Below are 20,290 nucleotides of genomic sequence, written 5' to 3'. Positions count from 1 at the left end.
TCATGAACCGGAACGTCTTGGTGTGCTTGACCCGGGCGACGACAAAATCGCGGCAGCAGGAGGACTCGTGTCACGCGATCGCCATTCACCTTGTCGTCGATAGTGCGGTGTCCATCTTCTGGATCGCCTGAGCAGCAAGGATTGCGCCATTCGTTGTCAGATGACCGTAGTCCCAGGTGACCAGATCGCTGGTTGAGCCTGGAATTTTGGTGAGGCAACCTTCGTCGTTGCAAAACAGCTTGATCAGGGAAATGTACCGCGTCCCGTTCTCTCTTGCGACGCGTTCAATTCCGTTCTCGATGGCAAGTGTCTTGCTGAGGTCAATTTGCAAGCGGCCCGGCAACATATCCGACCTGTGCTGCAGCCAAGATTGCAGCAGGCGCGAGGGAAGGCTCGGATCGAATCTCGGAGCAGGCCCAAGGACAAGTATTTCGGCTACGCCGGCTGCTCTTATCTTGGCGATCGTGTCCTCAAGCATGGCTGCATACGCTGAGCCGGCCTTCCAATCGTTCGGATAGTTCTGCCAGGCACCAAATAAGATGACAGTCTGGGCAGGATGTTTCCGAAGCAGCTCGAAGACCGCCGCATTGCCGTCGCGACATCCCGACGACGCGGGTTCGCCAAGTCCCAGCAGGGGCGCGCAACCATTTCGCGTGAGCTGCGAAATACGGTCCGCACCGAAGACCTCTCGAAGGCCTGGCGAGAGTCGCGCGGCATGCGAGTCTCCCCAGATCACGATGGCGTCGCTGCGATTTGTCTTCAGGCATACCGGCAGCAGCTTGGAAGTATCCTCCTCATTTCCGAGCCAGCACCCTGGATTGAAGGCATCCGTCTTGAAATCATAGCGCTCGTAGGCGAGGGCGGCTTGCAACGCGTCGGGTAGCCGGCTGGGGACTCCATGCGCAAATGCAATTGAAAAGCCGGCCAGTCCGACAACGGCAAGCGACGCGATAGCGCCCCGCGCGAGGGGCGAAAGTCGAAGATGCTTCTTGAGCGGCACTTCGACCGCCAGGTAAGTCAGGATTGCTAGACAGATGCTCGCAACCAAACACGCTGATGCCTGCCACGGCGTGAGTGTCGTCCCATTTTTGATGTAGGCGAAAACCAGGATCGGCCAATGCCATAAATAGAGCGGGTAGCTGATCCTGCCCAGGAAAACCATCAAGCCGCTACCCAGCGTCCGCATCGCAAGTCTCGATGTTGCGCCGTAACGGATCGCGAGCATCGACCCGGCAACGATCACCAGCGCGAACTTGTTCGGCCAGGCCGCCTCGCCGCCGCCAAAGAAGGCGACGAGCGTGATCATCGCCAACCCAGCGATGACACCGATTGTAGAGTTGGCAGGCTTGGCGCTTCCCGTCTTCATCACCGCCAACAGGCCGCCCGCCGACAATTCCCAGGCCCGCGCAAGCGGCGAGTAGAAAGCTGCAGAGGTGTGGCCGAAATGGCTGAGACTCCAGCAGTGCAGAAGTGACAGCAGAGTAACGGCGAGAAGCATCCATTCCATTCGGAGACGGAATCTCACGCCGACAAGCATCAATACCGGCCAGACCAGATAGAACTGTTCTTCGACCCCGAGCGACCAGAGATGCAGGAGCGGCTTTGTCGATGCGGCGAGATCGAAATAGCCCGTTTCAGACCAGAACAGCAGGTTGGGTAGGAATAAGGCTGCGGCGGCCACTTGTTTCCCGAGCGCTTCGAAAAGGCTGGGCGTCAAAAAGACCCAGCCGAAGCTCAGCGCGGTCGTGGTTACTAACAGCAATGCCGGAAACAGACGACGCGCCCTGCGTGCGTAAAAGCCCGCAAATGAAAAATCATTTGTGAGAATGATGCCCGTGATCAAGAATCCAGAAATGACAAAGAAGACGTCAACTCCGACAAAACCGGCGGGGACAACTTCCGGAAAGGCATGAAAACCAAGGACCAGGAATACGGCGACCGCGCGTAACCCATCGATGTCGGGACGGTATATCGTCATAATCTCAACGTTGCTGCTGCCGATTCTTATAGCCCTAACATGCGTGGCGACGATAGGGGCACGAAGAAGCGTGGCCTGTACTTGACCACCGGTCCTGTCGCGAGAAACGCTGGTTTCACTGGGGCGGCGATGATATCGAATGGCACGTTTGCAATGTCGCGGACTTCACTTATAAGGCGACCTACTTTCCCTCCCCGATTTGGAACTGTAGATGGCGCGTACAATCAAAGGCTGTGAGGTGTGCGGCGGATCCGAACTCAAGGATGTTCTGGATCTTGGACGCCATCCGCTGTGCGACGATCTCGTGCCGGTCGGGAATCCGGCGATTCCTGAAACATATCCGATAGATATCGTATTCTGTCCGACCTGCAAGACGGCGCACCAGGCGTATCAGGTTCCGAAACGGACGTTGTTTCCGAGTACGTACCACTACAGGGCGCGGCACACCGCAGACGTGCTGAACGGAATGCGACAGCTGGTGGAGCGATGCGAAAAGCAGGTCGGTTCACTTAAAGATCTGTTGGTGCTCGACGTGGGGTGCAACGACGGCAGCCTGTTGTCGATCTTCAGGGAACGAGGCGCGAGAACCGTTGGCGTCGAGCCGACCGGCGCCGCCGCAGACGCGAAGCAGGCCGGCCACACGGTTTATCAGGACTACTTCGCGCCTGCGCTGGCTGAAAAGATTGCGGCGAGCGGTGGTCTGCCGGACATCATCACGTTCACCAATGTTTTCGCGCATATCGAAGATCTGCGTAGCGTTCTCTCGGCCGTCGGCGCGTTGATGGGGCCGAACACGCTGCTGGTCATCGAGAACCACTATCTCGGCTCCGTGCTCGATCGCTATCAATTCGATACGTTCTATCACGAGCATCCGCGCACCTATAGTCTGACGTCCTTCCGGTACATCGCCAAATCGCTTCAGGCGCGGATCGAGGCACTGGAGTTCCCGGCACGCTATGGCGGCAACATCCGCGTCATGATGCGGCGAGGCGACGGTGAGGAGCAGGCTGCTCCCGAACTCGCCAAGGTGGACGCCGCGGAAGGCGGCTTCGAGCAGCGCCTGCTCGACATGGCGAAGCGGATACCTGCGTGGCAGAAGAGCAAGCGCGCCGAAATCGAAGCGGCCGTTTCTAGCCATGGTCCACTCGTCGGCAAGGCCTTTCCGGGTCGCGCGGCTATCCTGGTGAAGTTGCTCGATCTCGATCAGTCCATCCTGCAAGGGGTCTACGAGAAGCCGGGCTCGATGAAGATCGGAAACTACATCCCGGGCACCCGCATCCCGATTCTTTCCGACGACGACTTCGACAAGCGCCCGAACCGGGATGTGCCGCTTCTCAATCTGGCTTGGCACATCTCCGGTGAAATTCACGGGTACATGCGCAAGCAGGGATATGACGGCCAGATCATCGATCTATTTTCGCCAGAGGAGTTTGAGCGGGCCTAGTGCCGCGCGCGACGGGAATGGCTTTGATGGCTGAAACGACGTCAGGGGTGAATGCCGAATCCGCGAATGGGGGACCTGACTCCTCGAGCAGGCCTCTCATTTCGATCATCGTTCCCGTGTTCAATGAAGAAGACAACGTCGACCGGACCTATGCGGAGCTGAAGCGGGTTACGGGAGAGCTGAAGGATTATCAGTTCGAGTTTTTGTTTACCGACAATCACTCCACCGATACCACCTTCAGGAAGCTCTCCAGCATCGCCGCCCTCGATCCGGCCGTGCGGGTCGCCCGCTTTGCAAGAAATTTCGGTTTTCAGCAATCCGTTCTGACCGGCTATCGGCTGGCGCGCGGAGCGGCGGCAATCCAGATCGACGCGGATCTTCAGGATCCGCCATCGATGTTTGCTCCCTTCCTGCAGAAATGGCGCGAAGGTTTCGACGTCGTGGTCGGCGTGCGGAGAAGCCGGAAAGAGAGCGTGCTCCTGCGACGCGCCAGGCGGGCCTATTACCGCTTCATGCGGCGGATTGGCGGGCCTCATCTCATTCCGGATGGCGGCGATTTCCGGCTGATCGACCGATCCGTGATCGAGCGGCTCCGTCCGATTCACGAGCCGCATATGTATCTGCGCGGTCTCATCTCCTCGCTCGCCAGACGCCAAACCGGCATTCCCTTCGACCGCGCCGCGCGGTTGCACAACGAAAGCAAGTTTCGATTTGGAAGCCTGGTGCGCCTTGCCATGGACGGCATCATCGCGCACTCAAGCCTGCCTTTGCGGGTGTCGTTTTATATCGGCCTGGTGATCGCGCTGGCCGCCGTCTTGCTTGCGAGCTTTTATCTCATAGTCAGGTTGTTTTCTCACCAGGTCGTTCCGCCGGGATTTACGACCACACAGATTCTCATCCTGTTCGGGATAGGGTTGAATAGCCTTTTCCTCGGTGTACTGGGTATCTATGTCGGGCGAATATACGATCAGGTTCGCATGCGGCCGCCGACGATCATTTCCGACCTGATCAATTTCAATGAGCAAATCGACAGCGTCGAACGGAATCTGCTCCGATGAACGGCACCGGCGCCACGTCCGGCTTATTCGCACTGGTCACGTCATCCTCCATGCGCCTCATCCTGCGCTTTGGCGTGTCGGGCGTGACGACCACGCTCGCGTACTTCGTGCTCACGAATGTGTTCGTGCTCTCGCGCATGATGACACCTGTCCTCTCATCGGTGTGCGCGTACGTCATATCGGTCGCCGTCTCGTACCTGATGCAGAGTCGCTTCACCTTTCGGGTCAATGGCGATTCCCTTGATCAGGTCGCGCGCTTTGTGGTCATGTCCCTCGCTGGGCTCGTGGTTTCCTGGTGCGTGATGGCGCTGACCGTCGACCTGCTGCATTGGCCCTACCTGACCGGTGCGATCGGCGTTTGCGTGATCATACCCGCGCTGAATTTCTTCCTGATGCGCGGCTGGGTGTTTGGCACCCGCGGCAGCCGCGAGCGTATTGTTGCGACTGGAGAGTCGGAATGAGCGAACAGAAGAATCCTCAAGTGACGCAGGAACAGGTCGCGGCGGATTTCGACAACGTCGCCGGCGACTACGAGGAAAAAATCAATTCGGCACTTGCCTTTGCCGGGCGTGAGCACTCGTTCTACATCGACGTCAAGCGCGAGCACATCTTGCGGCTCGGCAGAGAGCATTTTTCTGATCTGACAGAGCTGGATGTTCTGGACCTCGGCTGCGGGCTCGGCGCGTATCATTCCGGCCTGGAAGGTAAGTTCCGCGAACTGCACGGCATCGACGTGTCGGCGCAAAGCGTCGAACTCGCAGCGGCGCGGCATCCTTTCGTGCACTATTCGACCTTTGACGGAGTGCGGCTGCCTTATCGCGATGGGCAATTCTCCATCGTGTTCACCGTCTGCGTCATGCATCATGTGCCCCCGCCGCAATGGACGCAGTTCGTCGCGGACATGTTTCGCGTGACGAAGCCCGGGGGGCTGGTGCTCGTGTTCGAGCACAATCCCTATAACCCGGCGACCCAGTACATCGTGAAGACCTGCGACATCGACAAGGACGCGGTGTTGTTGCGGCCCGGGAAGCTGCGGCGAATGTTTGCGGACGCCGGCTTTGCCAAGGTCGAAACCAAGACGATCATTTCGGTGCCGCCGGCCGGCCCATACCTCAGCCGCCTCGACTCGTTTTTGGGGTATCTGCCGTTCGGCGCCCAATATTACCTCAGCGGCGTGAAACCGTCGTCCTGAAGCGGGAGGAACGCATCTGACCGCGATCGCTTTGGAGCTGGCTGACTTCTGGCGCGCGGCGGCCTTGCCTATTCCGCTTGTGATCGTCGGCGGCGGCCGTTGGGGCCGGACCTGGCTTTCGGTCGTCGTCGCCGCGCGCGGCTCTGCGGAAGGCATCGTCCTGGCTGCCCGCAGCCGGCCCGACGAGGTGCGGACATGGGCTGCTGCGCGCGCCGAGCTTGCAGGCCTGACGGTCGTGTCGACGGTTGCCGAGGCCATGCTTGTCGATCGGCAGCCGCAAGCGGCGATCATATCGAGCCGGCCACGCGACCATGTACGCGACGGAATGGACGCGCTCGGCCATGCTCTGCACGTTCTTGTCGAAAAGCCGCTCGGTGTCGATCCGGAAAGCGGCCGGACGCTTGTGGCTGCAACTCGGCAGATGAAGCGTATTCTCGCGGTGGGAACGGAATTCGCCTACCTTCCAGCCTTCCATCAATTGTCCGAGGAACTCGCCGGCGCCGGTACCGCGGATATGACGCTGATATGGGAAGACGTCGAAAACGAAGTGCGACACGGCGCGACAAAGACCCGGCACGAGGAGACAGGGTTGCTGTACGACCTGTTGCCCCATGCCTTTTCGATCTTCGGGGTCTTTGCCCCAAACGCCGGGCTTCGGATTGGCGCAGCACTGGAGAGCCCGGATGGTCGTCAGGGACGCATCGAATTCCGCGACGATCGGGGAGGGCGCCACGAATTTTGCTGTCACACCAAGGCAAAGGCGCGTCGAAGGTTGCTGGATATCCGGACCAAATCCGGTCATGCGTCGGTCGACTTCAGTGGCGTCCACGGGCTGATGACGATCAACAGCCAGCCGCACGCGCTTGATCAGCGCATGTTGGCGATGGAGAGCACGTTGCGACTTGAGCTTGGAGCGTTCTTGTCTCAGGTGACGGGTGCGACAGACGCGGCATTTCTGGGGTGGGACGTTTCGGGCTTGCTAGCGGTGCAGGAGGACCTGAAGCGGGTGCTCGCAACGGCCGGGACTTGATTGGTGCTCCGCTCCACGGCTTGCGGTCCATGGATGCAGGTGTGCTAAGTTCGGTGAAAGGGCCTATGCACGAGGCGATCCCCGCAGAAAAGGCGAACTGAGCGGCAGTTTACGTTCGCCTCCGACGCTCTTGCCTTCAACTGGAAGTCGACGTGACAAAGAACTGTCCATTGCCTTACGCCTGGTCCCGAGCTGACCTGCTGGCAGCCGGCCTGGTAGCGACCTTCGTCGGAATCCTGGGGCTCTGGCCGCACCTGCAATTCGCCGGAGAGATTGGCGAGTTTCGGTATTTTCAAGGTGCCTATGACGAGGACACTTATGTTCTGAGCTGGTTGCTGGGAACGCTGAGGTCGACGCGCGCGCTGTCCGGCTTTGCGCTCAGTACCATCTATCGCATCTGCGCATCCTCGCTGGACGCGACGCTGGCCGCATCGGATTTCGTATTTCCATTCCTTGCGAGCTGCGCCGCATATTTCGCTGTCAGCCAGGTGGTATCCCGCCGGTCCGCAAGGATATTGGCGGCCCTGATGCTCGTTTTCGCGAATGATCTGTTTTCGCTGGGCAATCTGATTCTTTGGACGTCGGGCCAGTTCAATATTTCGCGGTTTTCCCAGATCGTAGGGTTGGTTCACCCCAAGCTTGTCCCGTCCTATGAGACGAGCTTTCTCGCAGTTTTCAGGACGCCGGAGCCGCAGGTGAGCTTTGTGCTCATGTTCCTGACTCTCGGGCTTCTCGCGCGATTCGCCGTCGTCATCGGAATTCGAGAACGGGCAGCTCTTGCGGCAGCGGTCATCACCATCGCTCTGCTTCCGATCGGGTACACCTTCGTGACGCTTCCGGTGGCGGCTATTGCCGGCGGATTCCTGCTGGTGCAGGGGTATTTCCGGCAGGTCTCGGCGATCCCGATTGCAGTCGGGTTGCTGGGAGCCGCATTGGTGTCGCTCAGCGCCGTTTATTGGGACCACAATGGCGGTCAGACAACGACGGGGATGCTCGCCGGCCTTACCTACCCAACGCGTCTGCCGATCATAACGCCTGCTGTCATCGGCAGCCTCACCTTCAGCGTCGCCTTTGGTATCTGGATGATCTTGCGAGGATGCAGGGAGCCATTGGCGTTCCTGGCCCTCGGTTGTCTGGTGATGCCCCTGGTGTTGAGCAATCAGCAGATCGTAACCGGGGTGATGTTCAGCGCGCGGGATTGGGAGCGCACGGTCAGCTATCCGGTACTCCTGTTCGGCGTTGTCACGGCCCTTTCCGTCATGGCGCCGTCTTACACCACGCGGCTGTCGATTCCTGTACCGGTGTTGTGGATATGTTCGGCCGTCATTGCTGTCGTCGTTGTGCAGGCGGAGAAGACCTCGTTCTTGGCCTGGCGGGCCAACAACCTGGAGTCCATCGCCATTGTCCGCGCATTGCAGGCTGTCGACGCCAATACCGCGAGCCAGGCGAGCCTGGTATTGGATAACGCGGGCATTGCGCCGATGCTGCAGGTCAGAACGAACAACCGTTACAACGTCGTTCTGACTTTCTACCGGGTTGCCATGGACTTCATTCCGAACATGGCGCCGGAGGCCAGGAGCGCCGATCCCAGCCGTTACGAGAATGAGCTCTTCGAGCACTGGTTCCGAACGGATGTGAGCCCCGAGATGGCAGAGAAGTTGCTGGGCGCAGAAATCCAGCAACGGGCTGGACCAAATCTGAGCTACCTGTTCAGCTTTCGCGATGCATGGTATCCGGCAAGCGACAACCGCAAGGTGCGTCAGGCAGAACTCGAGCAAAGTGTCGCTCCGATCATCGAACGCTATCGGGGTTATCTCTCGTCTCCTGCACGGTGCAAGGTTTTTGAACGTCCCGCACTGCTGGTGCGAACGCGACCGCCGCGCGAGACCACGCCTGGGCCGCGTATCGACAATCAGTATGTTGCGGAAGGCAGCGCGGGAGGCGTTATCGCCTACGTCTATCGCCAAAGCAGCCGTGAGCCAGAGTGCGGCGCTAGTCACGACTAGTATTCCGAACGGAGAGGGCCGGATCGTTGCGCGAGCTTATTGAACGACTGGATCGCATTCAGGTCGTGCTGCTTTTGGCGGCTCTGGTGCTATTTTCCGTTCCGAGCTTTGTTCTTTCCTTGAGCAAGGCCGGCAAGCTCGAGCATTCCTGGTCGTCCGCCGCCGTTTGGGTGAAAAGCGCCGATTGCGCGCGAACAACGAAGGCCATCCTGGCGATTTGTCAGGGAGACCGTCTCTTACCTATCGCGGACGTCTCGGCCGGTGACGATCCGGGGCTCCCCCTTGTTTTGGATCTCTATGCGGCCCTCAGCGGTGCGGTCGTAACCGAAACTGACGTATCGCGAGTGAATACCATCTTGAACTATGTCGGGATTGTAAGTCTGGCAGGTCTGCTTTTTCGTCTGCGTTTGCCGTTTCTCTCGTTTCTCGTCCTGACCGTCGGAGCCGTGATTGCCAATAAGCTGCATTCGCTTGGGCCGCATCCAGGCCACCTTGGTGTTGCCTGTCTGGTCGCATTGCTGCCGTTGGCCATTCTCGGAATTCCAGCCACCGGCCCGTCGCGCGCAAATTGGTGGCTATGGATGATCGCCGGTCTGCTTGGTCTCGCCGTCGGAATGGTTTTCCGCGAGGCGATCGGGCTTATGGCGGTTTTGATTGCGCTTCTTGCCCTTGGCGTCAGTTATTTTTGTTCGCTCATGAAGATGCGGCTTGTGGGGCTGGCCCACCTCGTCGTTGCCGCCGCAACAGTTCTGACGATCTGGGCGCCATACTCCATCCTTCGCGCGCGCGATGCCGTCTTCGATATCGCGCCGTCCAGCCGGATGGAGCAGCACGGGGCGTGGCACAATCTGTATATCGGGCTGGGGGTCGTCGAGAACCCTTTCGGAATCGTGTGGAACGATGACGACGGCGTACGAGCCGTCAAGGAGGCAAGCCCCACAACGATCTATCTGTCGGCTGAATATTATTCGATACTGAAGCGCAAATATTTCGAGATTGTCCTTCACCACCCGATCGAAGTGGCCGCGATCTATCTGAAGAAGGTGATGAGGGCGCTCGCCACCTATAATATGATCTACCTGCTCATAGTCGTCTCTGCTGTCTTCGCTTGGGCGCGGCGTTCACTTGCGCGGGGCTCTCCAGGCTGGTCGCCCTACGACGCAGTATTCGCCGTGAGCGCCGTATTTGTTGCCGCCTTTCTCGGGCAAGCGGGCCTTTTTCACTACACGGAACTCTATCTTGCCCCGGTCAAGATTTTTCTTCTCTTGCTGTCTGGCGTCGTGGTTGAGCTTCTTTTGGCTCTGGCAAGAGCCGGCCAATTCGTGCCGGCGAGCCGGCCAAGCTAGACAGTCATGAAAATTCTTCTGGTGTCACCGATTTCGCCATACCGAACCGAGCTTGATCCAGTCCGATGCAATCGCTGGAAACCCGGTCCTTCAGGCATCAATCCATGATTCGAAGTTACCGAATCTTCGCCTGAGCCCGAATCCTGCGAAAGCTTGCCGGGGCGAGTTTCATCTCGTCAGCGGGGACCGCAAGCTTTCATCTTTTGGTAGTAATATATTACCACGACGACCATGCTTCATTGTTTTGCAGGGCTACCGAACAGCGTTCGAGGGGTCACGTACCAGAGCAGGAACAGAAGCCAGAGGCCGTGGGTCAGCATCAGCGTGGAGAACGGTACGTTCGTGATGACCTGTGGCATGATGGCCGCAGATATCAGGATGAAACGCGTCGACAGGCCTGCCGAGAGCCGGTTGCCCAAGCCGATGACCAACCCGCAGGCGAACGTCGCGAGGGGGGCTGCCCAAAGACCGACGGATGCGATCCCCTCCGTGGCAAACAGGGAAGCGTTGAGGAAGCCCAAGGGGTAGTTGCTGTTCATCTCAACGGAGAGTGGTTGTTTCAGTGCGCAGGCTATGAAGGGCTTCACTAGCCAGATCTGGCAAAAATGGGTCAGTTCGTGCTGGGCGAAGTACTCGTTGTAGACATCCATCGCCACCGACGGAACGGCCAGCATTCGGGCATTGACGATATCGAAATAGCGCCTAATCGGTTCACCGATTGTGCTGATGAGAAGCACGCCAATCAGAACCGGCAGAAACAGGGACATGATCGTCGCGACCCGTCCGCGCAACATCGAAAGCAGCGTCATGCAAAGCAGCCATGCCGGCGTGAACAGCGCGATTTTGCTCAGTGTGCTCGGATAAAATGAGATCGAGATGGCCAGCATCGCCACTGCCAGCCAGTATCTACGCCGCAGAGCGAAGCATGCGTAGGCGAACGGCAGTAGCACGGTCATGGTCGACGAAATGGCGTAGTTCAGCACGGTGGGAAATTGCAGCTCGCTGCGATATCGGTAGATGTCCTTGATCGCGACGATGCGGAAGCCGTATGTGGCCGCAGCTATCGACGTCGCGAGGCAGAGCGCGACGATGACGTAGAGGATGCGTTCGAAGATGCGCTCCGAGATTTCCGTGGGCTGGCCGATCCGGGAGGTGATGAGCAGGGCAGGCAGCAGGAAAGTCAGGCAAGACAAGCCCGCGGAGATACTTGCCGCGACATGGTCGTACTGAAGCTTCGAGTATGAGGTTAGCCAGAGAAAGCCGGCCACCATGGTGAACAGGTAGAATCCGCAGAAATAGCCGAAGCTGAAGCGGGCAAACACGAAGAGGGGAGCAAGGAGGGCGAAGATCGCGGTCGCCGCTATCGCGTTTGCGAGGCCCGCAGGGTCGTACATCACATATTCCGATCGATAGAACGGAAATGACATGCGAAGTGAGGCGGCGCAGATGACGAGATGAAGACTGATCAGGAGTGCGAGCAGTAGCGGCCGCTTTGGCTCCCGATCGAACAAGGCTGCAAGCCCGCGATGCACGACATTGACGGACTCGGCCATTACTCCTGATCTCACTTGAACAACCCCCAACACCGTACCCTGAGAACAGGAGTAGTTCAACGCATGGGGGTGGATCAAGCCGGTCTGCTCAAGGCGTCGACAGCAGCCGCATAAAGTTGCTGATACTCTGCCGGGATCGCGGCGGTCGTGACCTGCCGAGCAGCATGGCCTATTAAGTTGGTACCGGCACGCATCACGATGTCCGAGCAATCGCGGGTCGACTCCAGCGCTTGCGTCCAGCTGTTCGCTCGACAGTTTGATATGTCGTCCCGCCCGCACCAACCAGGTGTGAGGCAGCCGTTCAAAGAGCGCTCTCGCGCCTGGGATGCTCAAGACGTCGTCCCGATGCCGCCGTTCAACGCTCCTCGCAGCACTTCTCAGCAGCCGGGGTGCCCGGCAAGCACAAGGACTGCATTGGCGGCGCTTTTGGCGGGCCGACCAGGTTGCCATATTCTGACGGCGGTACTCGGTCCGGATGGCAGGCCGGTCGTTCAATCGAGTCTTCGGAGTTCCGGCAAAGTCGCGGGAACTAAATGCCCTTGCTCTGCGGCGCGCGAACCTTGCCGGAGGCCCCTGGGAGCTGGTCTTGACGCTGTATTGCTTGTATAGCCTGACCCCAAATGTCCAACCCATCCACGAAACTGATGCGTCCTGACCTCTCCACCAGACCCAAGCTGATCGTCATGAGCTTTCATCCCGTGACGAGATCATTTGCCGATCGAATCACGGAGGTCTGCGGACCGGTGGACAGCTACTACGATGCGGCGAACCTGCGCAAATTGTCGCCCGTCGCGGCGCTTCGGCAGCTGCGCGGTCTCCGTGCCGATAAGCTGGTCATCGCGCTGGAAAGCGAGGTTTCCACGGCGCTGATTGCACCGCTCTCGATTGCGGCCGCATTGACCCGGGTAGGCTCACTCGCGGTTATCTGGCCCGATTTGCGGGTCGAGGCTCTCGGGCGGCTTGGCGGGCTGCAGAACTTGCTGCAGCTCGGCGCCGATACCCTGTCGTCTCGCCGCGCTCTTGTCCGCCGCTTGCGCAAGGGCGAGGCGATGCGACGGTTGCCGATGCCCCGCCAGGTCCCACCCAGCCGCGGCGCGCGCATTCTCTATCTCGATGCCAACATTTCGCTGGGCGCGGCCGTCGGCGGCTCGGTCGGTCACACGGCCGGCGTCATCGGAGGGTTTCTCGACAACGCCTTCGAGGTGGACTACGCAAGTCTCAAGTCGCTGCCCTCGGATCGCGCGGGCGCGCGCTGGCTGAAGTTGCAGCCCGATGGACTGCTTGCGATGCCGGCAGAGCTGAATTTCTATCCGTATGCGGAGGCGATCGAGGATAGGATCGTTCCGCTGCACAGCTCCAATCCATGGTCGTTCATCTATCAACGATTTTCTCTGCACGATTTCACCGGGCCTCACCTGGGGCGCCGCTTGAACGTGCCGGTCGTCGTCGAATTCAACGGATCCGAGGCCTGGGCGTCCGCAAATTGGGGAACGCGGCTCCGCCTGCATGGCGCCGCAGAGAAGGCGGAAGCGATCGCGCTGGACGCTGCGGATTTGATCGTCACCGTTTCGGACGAGTTGGGGGATGAGCTGAAGCGGCGAGGAATTCCCGATGGCCGGATTCTCGTCTATCCCAACTGCGTCGATCCGGCCGCTTTCGATTCCGCGAGGTTCTCCACGGATGATCTGGCCGATCTGAAGCGGCAGTATGGCATTCCGAAGGACGCGCTGATCGCCGGGTTTATCGGAACATTTGGGCAGTGGCACGGTATCGAGTTTCTCGCCGAATGCATCCGCGATCTGGTTCGCGACGACGTCGCCTGGCTCGAGCGGAGCAAGTTGCATTTCATGCTGGTCGGTGACGGTCTGAAGATGCCCGAAGTGCGTCGGCTGCTCGGGTCGCCCGAGGTCGCGCGCTTTGTCACGCTGACGGGCCTGGTGGCGCAATCGGAGGCCCCCAGATATCTGGCCTGCGCGGACCTGCTGCTCTCGCCGCATGTGCCAAACGCGGACGGATCCGGATTTTTTGGATCGCCAACCAAATTGTTCGAGTATATGGCGATGGAAAAGCCGATCGTCGCATCGGCGCTCGGCCAGATCGAGGATGTCATCGCCGGACGCGGCGCCACGCGCCTGGGTTCGTTGCCGCCGGGGGCGGGGGCGCCTTGCGGCTTCCTTTACGAACCGGGCAATGCGCAGGCGTTCAAGGACACGCTGCGGCGGGTTGTGGACGACATGCCGGCCGCAGCCGGGGTGGCGGAGGCCGCCCGCGCCGAGGTCCTGAATCGCTATACCTGGAAGCGGCATGTCGATGCTATCCTTGCCGCGATGGCACGTAACGGGTTGCTCGTGGGTCGGCCGGATCGCGACGCGGCATGATCTCGTCTCCGAACGAAGGGGATTGTTCTGAATGTGCGGAATAGTGGGTTTGCTGTCTTACGGCGACGCCGGCAGGGTCGATCGCACCGTCCTGGATCGCATGCGCGACGCCATGGCGCATCGCGGGCCAGACGGCGGAGATGGCTGGGTTTCGGAGGACCGCAGAATTGGCCTCGGTCACCGCCGCCTCTCGATCGTCGACCTCAACGTCGCCGCGACGCAGCCGATGCGCAACGAGGACGGGGCCGTCGTCATCACCTTCAACGGTGAAATCTACAATCATGCCAAGCTCAGGCCCGAGCTCGTCGCCTGCGGGCACAAGTTTCGTACCGATCACAGTGACACCGAGGTGCTGGTCCATGGCTACGAGGAGTGGGGTCTCGACGGCCTGCTCGAGCGGATCGAAGGCGATTACGCCTTCGGGATCTGGGACGAGCGCAAGGGGCTGTTGTCGCTGGCGCGGGACCGCATCGGCGTCAAGCCGCTTTATTTCGCCCGGATCAAGGGTTGCTTTGCCTTCGCCTCGGAGATGAAGGCGCTGGTCGAGCATCCCGACTTCGTGCGGGAGATCGACCCCTCCGCGATGTATCACTATCTTTCGTTCCTGACGACGCCGGCGCCGCTGACCATGATGCGCGGCATCTACAAGCTGCCGGCCGGATGCAGCATGACGATCGATCGCTCCGGCAAGGCGACGATATCTCGATACTGGGACGCGGTGCCCGGACGCGGCATCGAGCGGAGCGAGACCGCCAATCTTTCGGATGCGGCGCTCGAGGAGTTCTACGTCAACGGCATTCGCGACCGGCTCCGTGCCAGCGTGGAGAAGCGGATGATGTCGGACGTGCCGATGGGCGTGTTCCTGTCGGGCGGCGTCGATTCGTCCACCAACGTGGCGCTGATGAGCGAGTTTTCAAGCCGGCCCGTCGAGACCTTCACGATCGGGTTCAGCGACTACAAGCATCTGAACGAATACGAGCAGGCGAACCAGATCGCACGTCAGTTCGGCACCAATCATCATGAGATTGGGATCAGCAAGAAGGACATGATCAACTACCTGCCGCAGATGCTGCACTCGCAGGACGAGCCGATCGCCGACTGGGTGTGCATCCCGCTCTATTTCGTCTCCAAGCTCGCGCACGACAACGGCATGAAGGTGGTCCAGGTCGGCGAAGGCTCGGACGAGCAGTTCTGCGGTTACTCAGGCTACATGACGTACCTGAAGATGTATCACAAGTATTGGGCACCGTTCCGCAAGTATCTGCCGCAGCCGGCGCAGCGCCTTGCAGCGGGCACTGCCAATCTGCTTTCGGGCATGCATCCTAAGCTGCCCGTCTATGCCGACGTCATCGATCGCGCGGCCCGAAGCCGCGAGCATTTCTGGTCTGGCGCGATGGTGTTCCCCGATCTCATGAAGAGCCAGCTCGTCGACGCCGCGGCCATCGCGGCAGCCAACGACGATCATGCGGACGCGGCGGGGCTGCTCGATCCCGAATACCTGAAGCTCGACAGCTTCAACATCGTCCGCAGCTTCATGGATCCCCTGGATGCCAAGTTCTCCAACCTTGATCCGCTGACCCGGATGATCCACAGCGAGCTCAGGCTGCGCTTGCCCGAGCTGCTGCTGATGCGGGTTGACAAGATTGGCATGTCGGAATCACTGGAAGCGCGCGTCCCATTTCTCGACCACAAGCTGGTCGAGTTCTCGATGGACATCCCCGAGGAATGGAAAACCAAGGGCGGCGAGCCGAAATACCTTCTGAAGAAGGCCGTCGAGGGCCTGATCCCCGACAACATCATCTACCGGAAGAAGATGGGCTTTGGCGCGCCGATGAGCGATTGGATGCGCAGCGATTTCGGACGCGCGGTCCGTGCCTCAGTGTTCTCGTCGGGGTTGATGCGGCGCGGCTTCCTGAAGCCGGCTTATATCGAGAAGCTGTTCGATTGGCACTTCACGGGGCGGACCGATACAAGCCTGTATCTCTGGGCGATCTTCAATTTGACCGCCTGGTATGATTTGTGGATCGATCGCAAGGCGGTCGATACGTCGCAGTTGTCCGATGCGGTTGCTTGACGCGGCGCGCCGCGCCAGGAGGATTCTCCGCAAATCCCCGACCTACGTTGCCAAGCGCGCCTTGGAGGAGGGGGAGCGCGAGCTCGACCGCTGGCTCGCACCGATGCGGGAGCGAAGCCTTTCTCGCGGGCGGCTGCTTGCGATGGCGCGGGCCTCCTCCATCGATGAATTGTGGACGCGGCTGCGCCAGCGCCCGTATCCGGCCTGGACATCGCCGATGGATCCCGCGGCGCTCGACCGCGTCGAGCCCGGCGAGAGCGCACGGATTCGCGACGCCGCGCGCCTCGCTTGCGCACGAACGGTTGACCTCCTGGGCACCGGACCGGTGGCGCTGGGCAGGCCGATCGACTGGGCGCACGACTACCGGGTGGGGATGGGGTGGCCGGGCGGCTTCGCGCGATCGATCGACTACGTGAACCGCGATCGTCCCAGCGACGTCAAGGTGCCCTGGGAGATTTCGCGACTGCAATGGCTGATCCCGGCGGGACAGGCCTACCTGCTGGATGCCGACGAGCAATATGCGCTCGCCGCGCGCGATATCCTGCAGGAGTGGATGGACGGCAATCCGCTCGGTTATACCGTGAACTGGTCCTGCACGATGGAAGCCGCGATGCGGATCTTCACCTGGACCTGGCTATTTCATGTGTTCGCGAACAGCACTTCATGGCGCGACGAGGACTTTCGCGCGAAGTTTCTGGGCTGCCTTTACCTCCATGGCGACTTCACGCTCAGGCATATCGAGAAAGCCGACGTCAACGGCAACCACTACACCGCAGATCTTGCCGGCCTGGTGATGGCCGGCCACTTTTTCGACGGCGTAGGGAATGCCGGTCGCTGGCAAGATGTCGGCTGGAGAGGGCTGCAAGAGGAGATCGAAACGCAGGTCTTCGCCGACGGGGTCGATTTCGAGGCGTCGGTGCCCTATCACCGGCTGGTCTTTGAGCTCTTCCTGTGGCCGGCACTGTTCCGCAAGGCCTGCGGCGCAAGCCTGCCGGACAGTTACGTCCAGCGGCTACGCGCGATGGCGCGATTCACCGCGGCCTATTCGCGCCCCGACGGCACCAGCCCGCTGTGGGGCGATGCCGACGACGCGAGAGCCTTGCCATTCGGCGGACAGAAACTCGGCGACCATCGCTATCTGATCGGCCTGACCGCATTCGCATTCGGCGATGCCGATCTGGCGGCGCAAGCGGAAGGGCCCCGCTCCGAACTCGTCTGGGTGATCGGACCCGAACTGGCTGCATCAATCGCGCCAGCCGTTCGCCCGCCGGTGCAGTCCATGGCCTTCCCGCACGGCGGTGCGTATGTCATGCGGGCGGGGGATCATCACGTGTTCATCGATTGCGGTCCGGTCGGCCTCGCCGGCCGCGGCGGCCATGGCCACAACGACGCGCTATCGTTCGAAGCCTGGCTCGCCGGCGCACCGGTCGTCATTGACCGCGGCTCGTTCGTCTATACGGCCTCGTTCGAGAGCCGAAACGAGTTTCGGTCGACCTCGTCCCACAACACGCCCTGGATCGATCGTGCGGAGATGAACCGCTTCGACCCCGGCAATCTCTGGAACCTGCAGGACGATGCGCAGGCCGAATGCACGACCTGGCGGACCGGCGACGAGCAGGACCTGTTTGCCGGCAGACACCAGGGCTACCGCCGCCTCGGCGCCGACGTTGCGCGGGAGATCAGGCTGGACAAGCAATCGGGCCAGCTCGAGATCATCGATACCATCGACGGTGAAGGCGAGCACGACATCGCCGTGCCCTTGCATCTGGCGCCTTCCGTCCGCGTCGACCGCAGCGGCGCCGCAGTCCGCCTCTCTTCGGCGGGACGCCTGTTCTCCCTTTCGGCATCCGGTGACGGTTGGGAGCTGACGATCGAGCCGACGTCGATCTCGCCGAGCTACGGCGTTGTCGAGCCATCGCATCGGCTGGTCTGGCGGAGGCAGGGAGTCCTGCCGGCGAGGCTGGCGGTAACGATCTCGCCGGACGGGAACGATACCTCGTGCCCTCCTTGATCCGCACCTACGCTGAGATGCTGTTGGCGCGGGGCCTCGCCATCCTCGGCTCGTTCGGCGTGGCGATCCTGACAGCGCGCATGCTCGGCCCCGCGGAGCGTGGGCGCTATTACTACATCGTGACGCTGGCTGCGATTGCCCTGCAGATTGCCTCCCTCGGCATTCAGTCGAGCAATACCTACTTGATTGCGCGGACACCGGCGCTCCTCGCCCAGATCATGGCCAACTCCTTGTGGCTTGCGGTTCTGGCCGGAGTTGCGGCCGCGGCGGGCGTCCTCGTATTCGATCTGGCGATCGGCGGTCCCGAGCACAACTTCATGTTCGTTGCCATCGTGATGACGCTGGCACCGTCGCTGCTCTTGTTCCTTTACCTGTCCAACATCGCGGTCGCTCTCAACCGGCCCAGGACCTTCAACGGTCTGATCATCCTCAACGGCGTCGTTGCCATCGGTGCGGCCCTGCTTGCATCCTATCTTGCTCCACGGCTTGGCGGGTTCCTGGTTGCCGCCGTCATCGCCTCGCTCGTCGCCTGTGTCGTCGCCTGGATCGTCCTGGCGAAGGGCGTCGACATTCCGCGGCGCTTCGACACTGCGCTGTTTCGGGACGGTATCGCATATGCACTGCGGGCTCATGTCGCGACTCTGCTGGGCTTTGTCATGGGCCGCATGAGCGTCATGGTGCTCAAGCAATTCGGCGAGTTTGCGGATATCGGCTACTGGTCGATCGCGGCACAGATCGCCGATGCGTTGCTGATCTTGCCCGCGACCATCGGCCTTCTGCTGTTTCCCGCACTCGTGCGTGCGAAAGGTCCGGCGCGCATGCAGCAGTACAAGACCGCGCTGCTTCAGATCACCTTGCTGATGGCGTTGGTCTGCACGGCCAGCGCCGCGCTGGCGAGCCCGATCGTCACAATCATATTCGGGAAAGCGTACGAGCCGGCCGTGGCCATCATCCTCGCGCTGCTTCCCGGTGTGTTCTTCATCGGGGTCGCCTCCGCAGCTTCCCAGCTCCTGTCGGCGAGTGGATTTCCCTGGTCGCAGGTCATGGCCTGGCTCTGCGGGGCAACCCTGCAGGCCGTGCTCTCAGTTGCGCTGTTCGGACAGTACGGTGCGGTTGGCTTGGCGTGGATTCAGAGTGCGAGTGCTGGATTCGTCTGTGTGTGGCTGCTCATCAACAGCCTCAGGTCTGGCCTTCCCGCCGATCTCTGACCCAACAATCTGGAGCCAGGTGACTTCGCCGCCAAACCGCACCGCGAGCAGGATACTCTGGCAATTATTCCGAGGGACGGATCGCCTCAATCATGAGGTAGAGGCCGAGCTGGTGCGCCACGCTTTGCAGGAGCGTTCGCGGCCAAAGGCGCCGGGCGACCGATAGGAGACGTCCACGATGGCGCTGGCCCGTCGCGCCGGAGAGCAAGTCACCCGGGCTCAGCTCGACTTCCATCTTGACCACCCGCATGCCGCTGGCCTCGACGATCGCGGCCGCCTCCCTTGTCGAATAGGCCTTGGTGCCGGGGCTTTCGAGGTGGTTCGCATAGATCGAGGCGAGGCTGGACGAAAAGCGCCCATAGCGAAGCCAGAGCAGGAGGCCGACGATCGACCACTTGTGGTAGATCATCACCCGTGCGGTGCCTCCGGGCTTCAGCACGCGAGCAACCTCCTTGAACGCCTGCGTTGTATCGGCACTGTGGTGCAGAACGCCCCAGCTGTAGACGGTATCAAACGTCGCATCCGGAAAAGGAAGCCGTTCCCCGTCGGCGACCTGGAGCTCGGATTCCAGATGGGCGAGGGCGAGCCGTTCGCGCGTCAGGTCGACGGCGCGCGGCGTCAGGTCAATGCCGCAAAGCCGGGCGGGGCCGCTGCGCGCCCATTGTTCATGGTCCGCACCCATGCCAACCCCGATTTCGAGCACGGCCTTCTGGTGTCCCTCCTCGAAGCGGGCGAAGGGCTTGATGAAAGGCTCGAGCTCGTACCTCATCTCGCGTTGGCTGGAGAAGCGCTTTGAGGCGTCGTTGCCGACGGCATAGGCGGTCTCGCCGCAGGCGGCCTCGTTCCAGAAATCGCGGACAACTCTATTGTTCATGGGAGAGTTCTCATCATGGCGCGACTGTATCCCCGCCACGAGCCTGGCACAAGAAAGGCCGCCAGCGACCTGCTGACTTGCCGGAGTTCCGAAGCCCTCCGGGCCGCGCTATTGAACTCGGCGCCGGAAATGCTATCA

14 protein-coding genes are annotated in these 20,290 nt (G+C 60.8%); 11 read left to right on the top strand and 3 right to left on the bottom strand.

What is annotated here, in order from left to right; translation table 11 throughout:
* Positions 1-85: 85 nt before the first annotated feature.
* Complete coding sequence (locus NLM15_RS30275; protein WP_254121435.1) at positions 86-1,978, bottom strand: acyltransferase family protein; 1,893 nt, start codon at positions 1,976-1,978, stop codon at positions 86-88.
* A 211-nt stretch (positions 1,979-2,189) separates the two neighbouring features.
* Between NLM15_RS30275 and NLM15_RS30270 the strand changes: the two genes are divergently transcribed.
* The 7 genes from NLM15_RS30270 (at position 2,190) to NLM15_RS30240 (ending at position 10,054) form a co-directional block, all read left to right on the top strand.
* Positions 2,190-3,422, top strand: a complete 1,233-nt coding sequence (locus NLM15_RS30270; protein WP_254121434.1) for a class I SAM-dependent methyltransferase — start codon at positions 2,190-2,192, stop codon at positions 3,420-3,422.
* 26 nt (positions 3,423-3,448) lie between these two features.
* Positions 3,449-4,480, top strand: coding sequence for a glycosyltransferase family 2 protein (locus NLM15_RS30265; protein ID WP_254121433.1), 1,032 nt, complete (start codon positions 3,449-3,451; stop codon positions 4,478-4,480).
* Positions 4,477-4,941 (top strand): GtrA family protein, encoded by a 465-nt coding sequence (locus NLM15_RS30260; protein ID WP_254121432.1) that lies wholly within the window; start codon positions 4,477-4,479, stop codon positions 4,939-4,941. Before NLM15_RS30265 ends, NLM15_RS30260 begins: the two co-directional genes overlap by 4 nt.
* Positions 4,839-5,672: a class I SAM-dependent methyltransferase gene (locus NLM15_RS30255; protein ID WP_254121431.1), complete on the top strand. Its 834-nt coding sequence runs from the start codon at positions 4,839-4,841 to the stop codon at positions 5,670-5,672. The genes NLM15_RS30260 and NLM15_RS30255 overlap by 103 nt, the downstream gene beginning before the upstream one ends.
* Before the next feature lie 31 nt (positions 5,673-5,703).
* Complete coding sequence (locus tag NLM15_RS30250) at positions 5,704-6,702, top strand: Gfo/Idh/MocA family protein (protein ID WP_254121430.1); 999 nt, start codon at positions 5,704-5,706, stop codon at positions 6,700-6,702.
* Between the two features lie 152 nt (positions 6,703-6,854).
* Positions 6,855-8,708, top strand: coding sequence for a hypothetical protein (locus NLM15_RS30245; protein ID WP_254121429.1), 1,854 nt, complete (start codon positions 6,855-6,857; stop codon positions 8,706-8,708).
* Between the two features lie 26 nt (positions 8,709-8,734).
* Positions 8,735-10,054 carry a hypothetical protein gene (locus NLM15_RS30240; RefSeq protein ID WP_254121428.1) on the top strand — a complete coding sequence of 440 codons (1,320 nt, stop codon included), beginning with the start codon at positions 8,735-8,737 and terminating at the stop codon, positions 10,052-10,054.
* 236 nt (positions 10,055-10,290) lie between these two features.
* Here NLM15_RS30240 and NLM15_RS30235 read toward each other — a convergent pair whose 3' ends face one another.
* On the bottom strand, positions 10,291-11,607 hold the full coding sequence (locus NLM15_RS30235) for a hypothetical protein (RefSeq protein WP_254121427.1): 1,317 nt from the start codon (positions 11,605-11,607) through the stop codon (positions 10,291-10,293).
* 620 nt (positions 11,608-12,227) lie between these two features.
* Between NLM15_RS30235 and NLM15_RS30230 the strand changes: the two genes are divergently transcribed.
* From NLM15_RS30230 to NLM15_RS30215, 4 genes are read left to right on the top strand one after another with little or no spacing between them, the layout of a single operon-like run.
* On the top strand, positions 12,228-13,985 hold the full coding sequence (locus tag NLM15_RS30230; RefSeq protein WP_254121426.1) for a glycosyltransferase: 1,758 nt from the start codon (positions 12,228-12,230) through the stop codon (positions 13,983-13,985).
* A gap of 31 nt (positions 13,986-14,016) precedes the next feature.
* Positions 14,017-16,059 (top strand): asparagine synthase (glutamine-hydrolyzing), encoded by a 2,043-nt coding sequence (asnB, locus tag NLM15_RS30225; protein WP_254121425.1) that lies wholly within the window; start codon positions 14,017-14,019, stop codon positions 16,057-16,059.
* Entirely contained in the window at positions 16,046-18,070 is a 2,025-nt protein-coding gene (locus tag NLM15_RS30220; RefSeq protein WP_254121424.1) for an alginate lyase family protein, read from the top strand. The genes asnB and NLM15_RS30220 overlap by 14 nt, the downstream gene beginning before the upstream one ends.
* Entirely contained in the window at positions 18,058-19,278 is a 1,221-nt protein-coding gene (locus tag NLM15_RS30215; RefSeq protein WP_254121423.1) for an oligosaccharide flippase family protein, read from the top strand. Before NLM15_RS30220 ends, NLM15_RS30215 begins: the two co-directional genes overlap by 13 nt.
* 64 nt (positions 19,279-19,342) lie before the next feature.
* Here NLM15_RS30215 and NLM15_RS30210 read toward each other — a convergent pair whose 3' ends face one another.
* Complete coding sequence (locus NLM15_RS30210; RefSeq protein ID WP_254121422.1) at positions 19,343-20,152, bottom strand: class I SAM-dependent methyltransferase; 810 nt, start codon at positions 20,150-20,152, stop codon at positions 19,343-19,345.
* Positions 20,153-20,290 lie beyond the last annotated feature (138 nt).

Origin of the sequence: Bradyrhizobium sp. CCGB20, from assembly GCF_024199855.1 — a bacterium.
GTDB lineage: Bacteria > Pseudomonadota > Alphaproteobacteria > Rhizobiales > Xanthobacteraceae > Bradyrhizobium.
The sequence above is the reverse complement of the archived record's forward strand: the minus strand, read 5'-3'. Positions and strand labels throughout refer to the sequence as shown.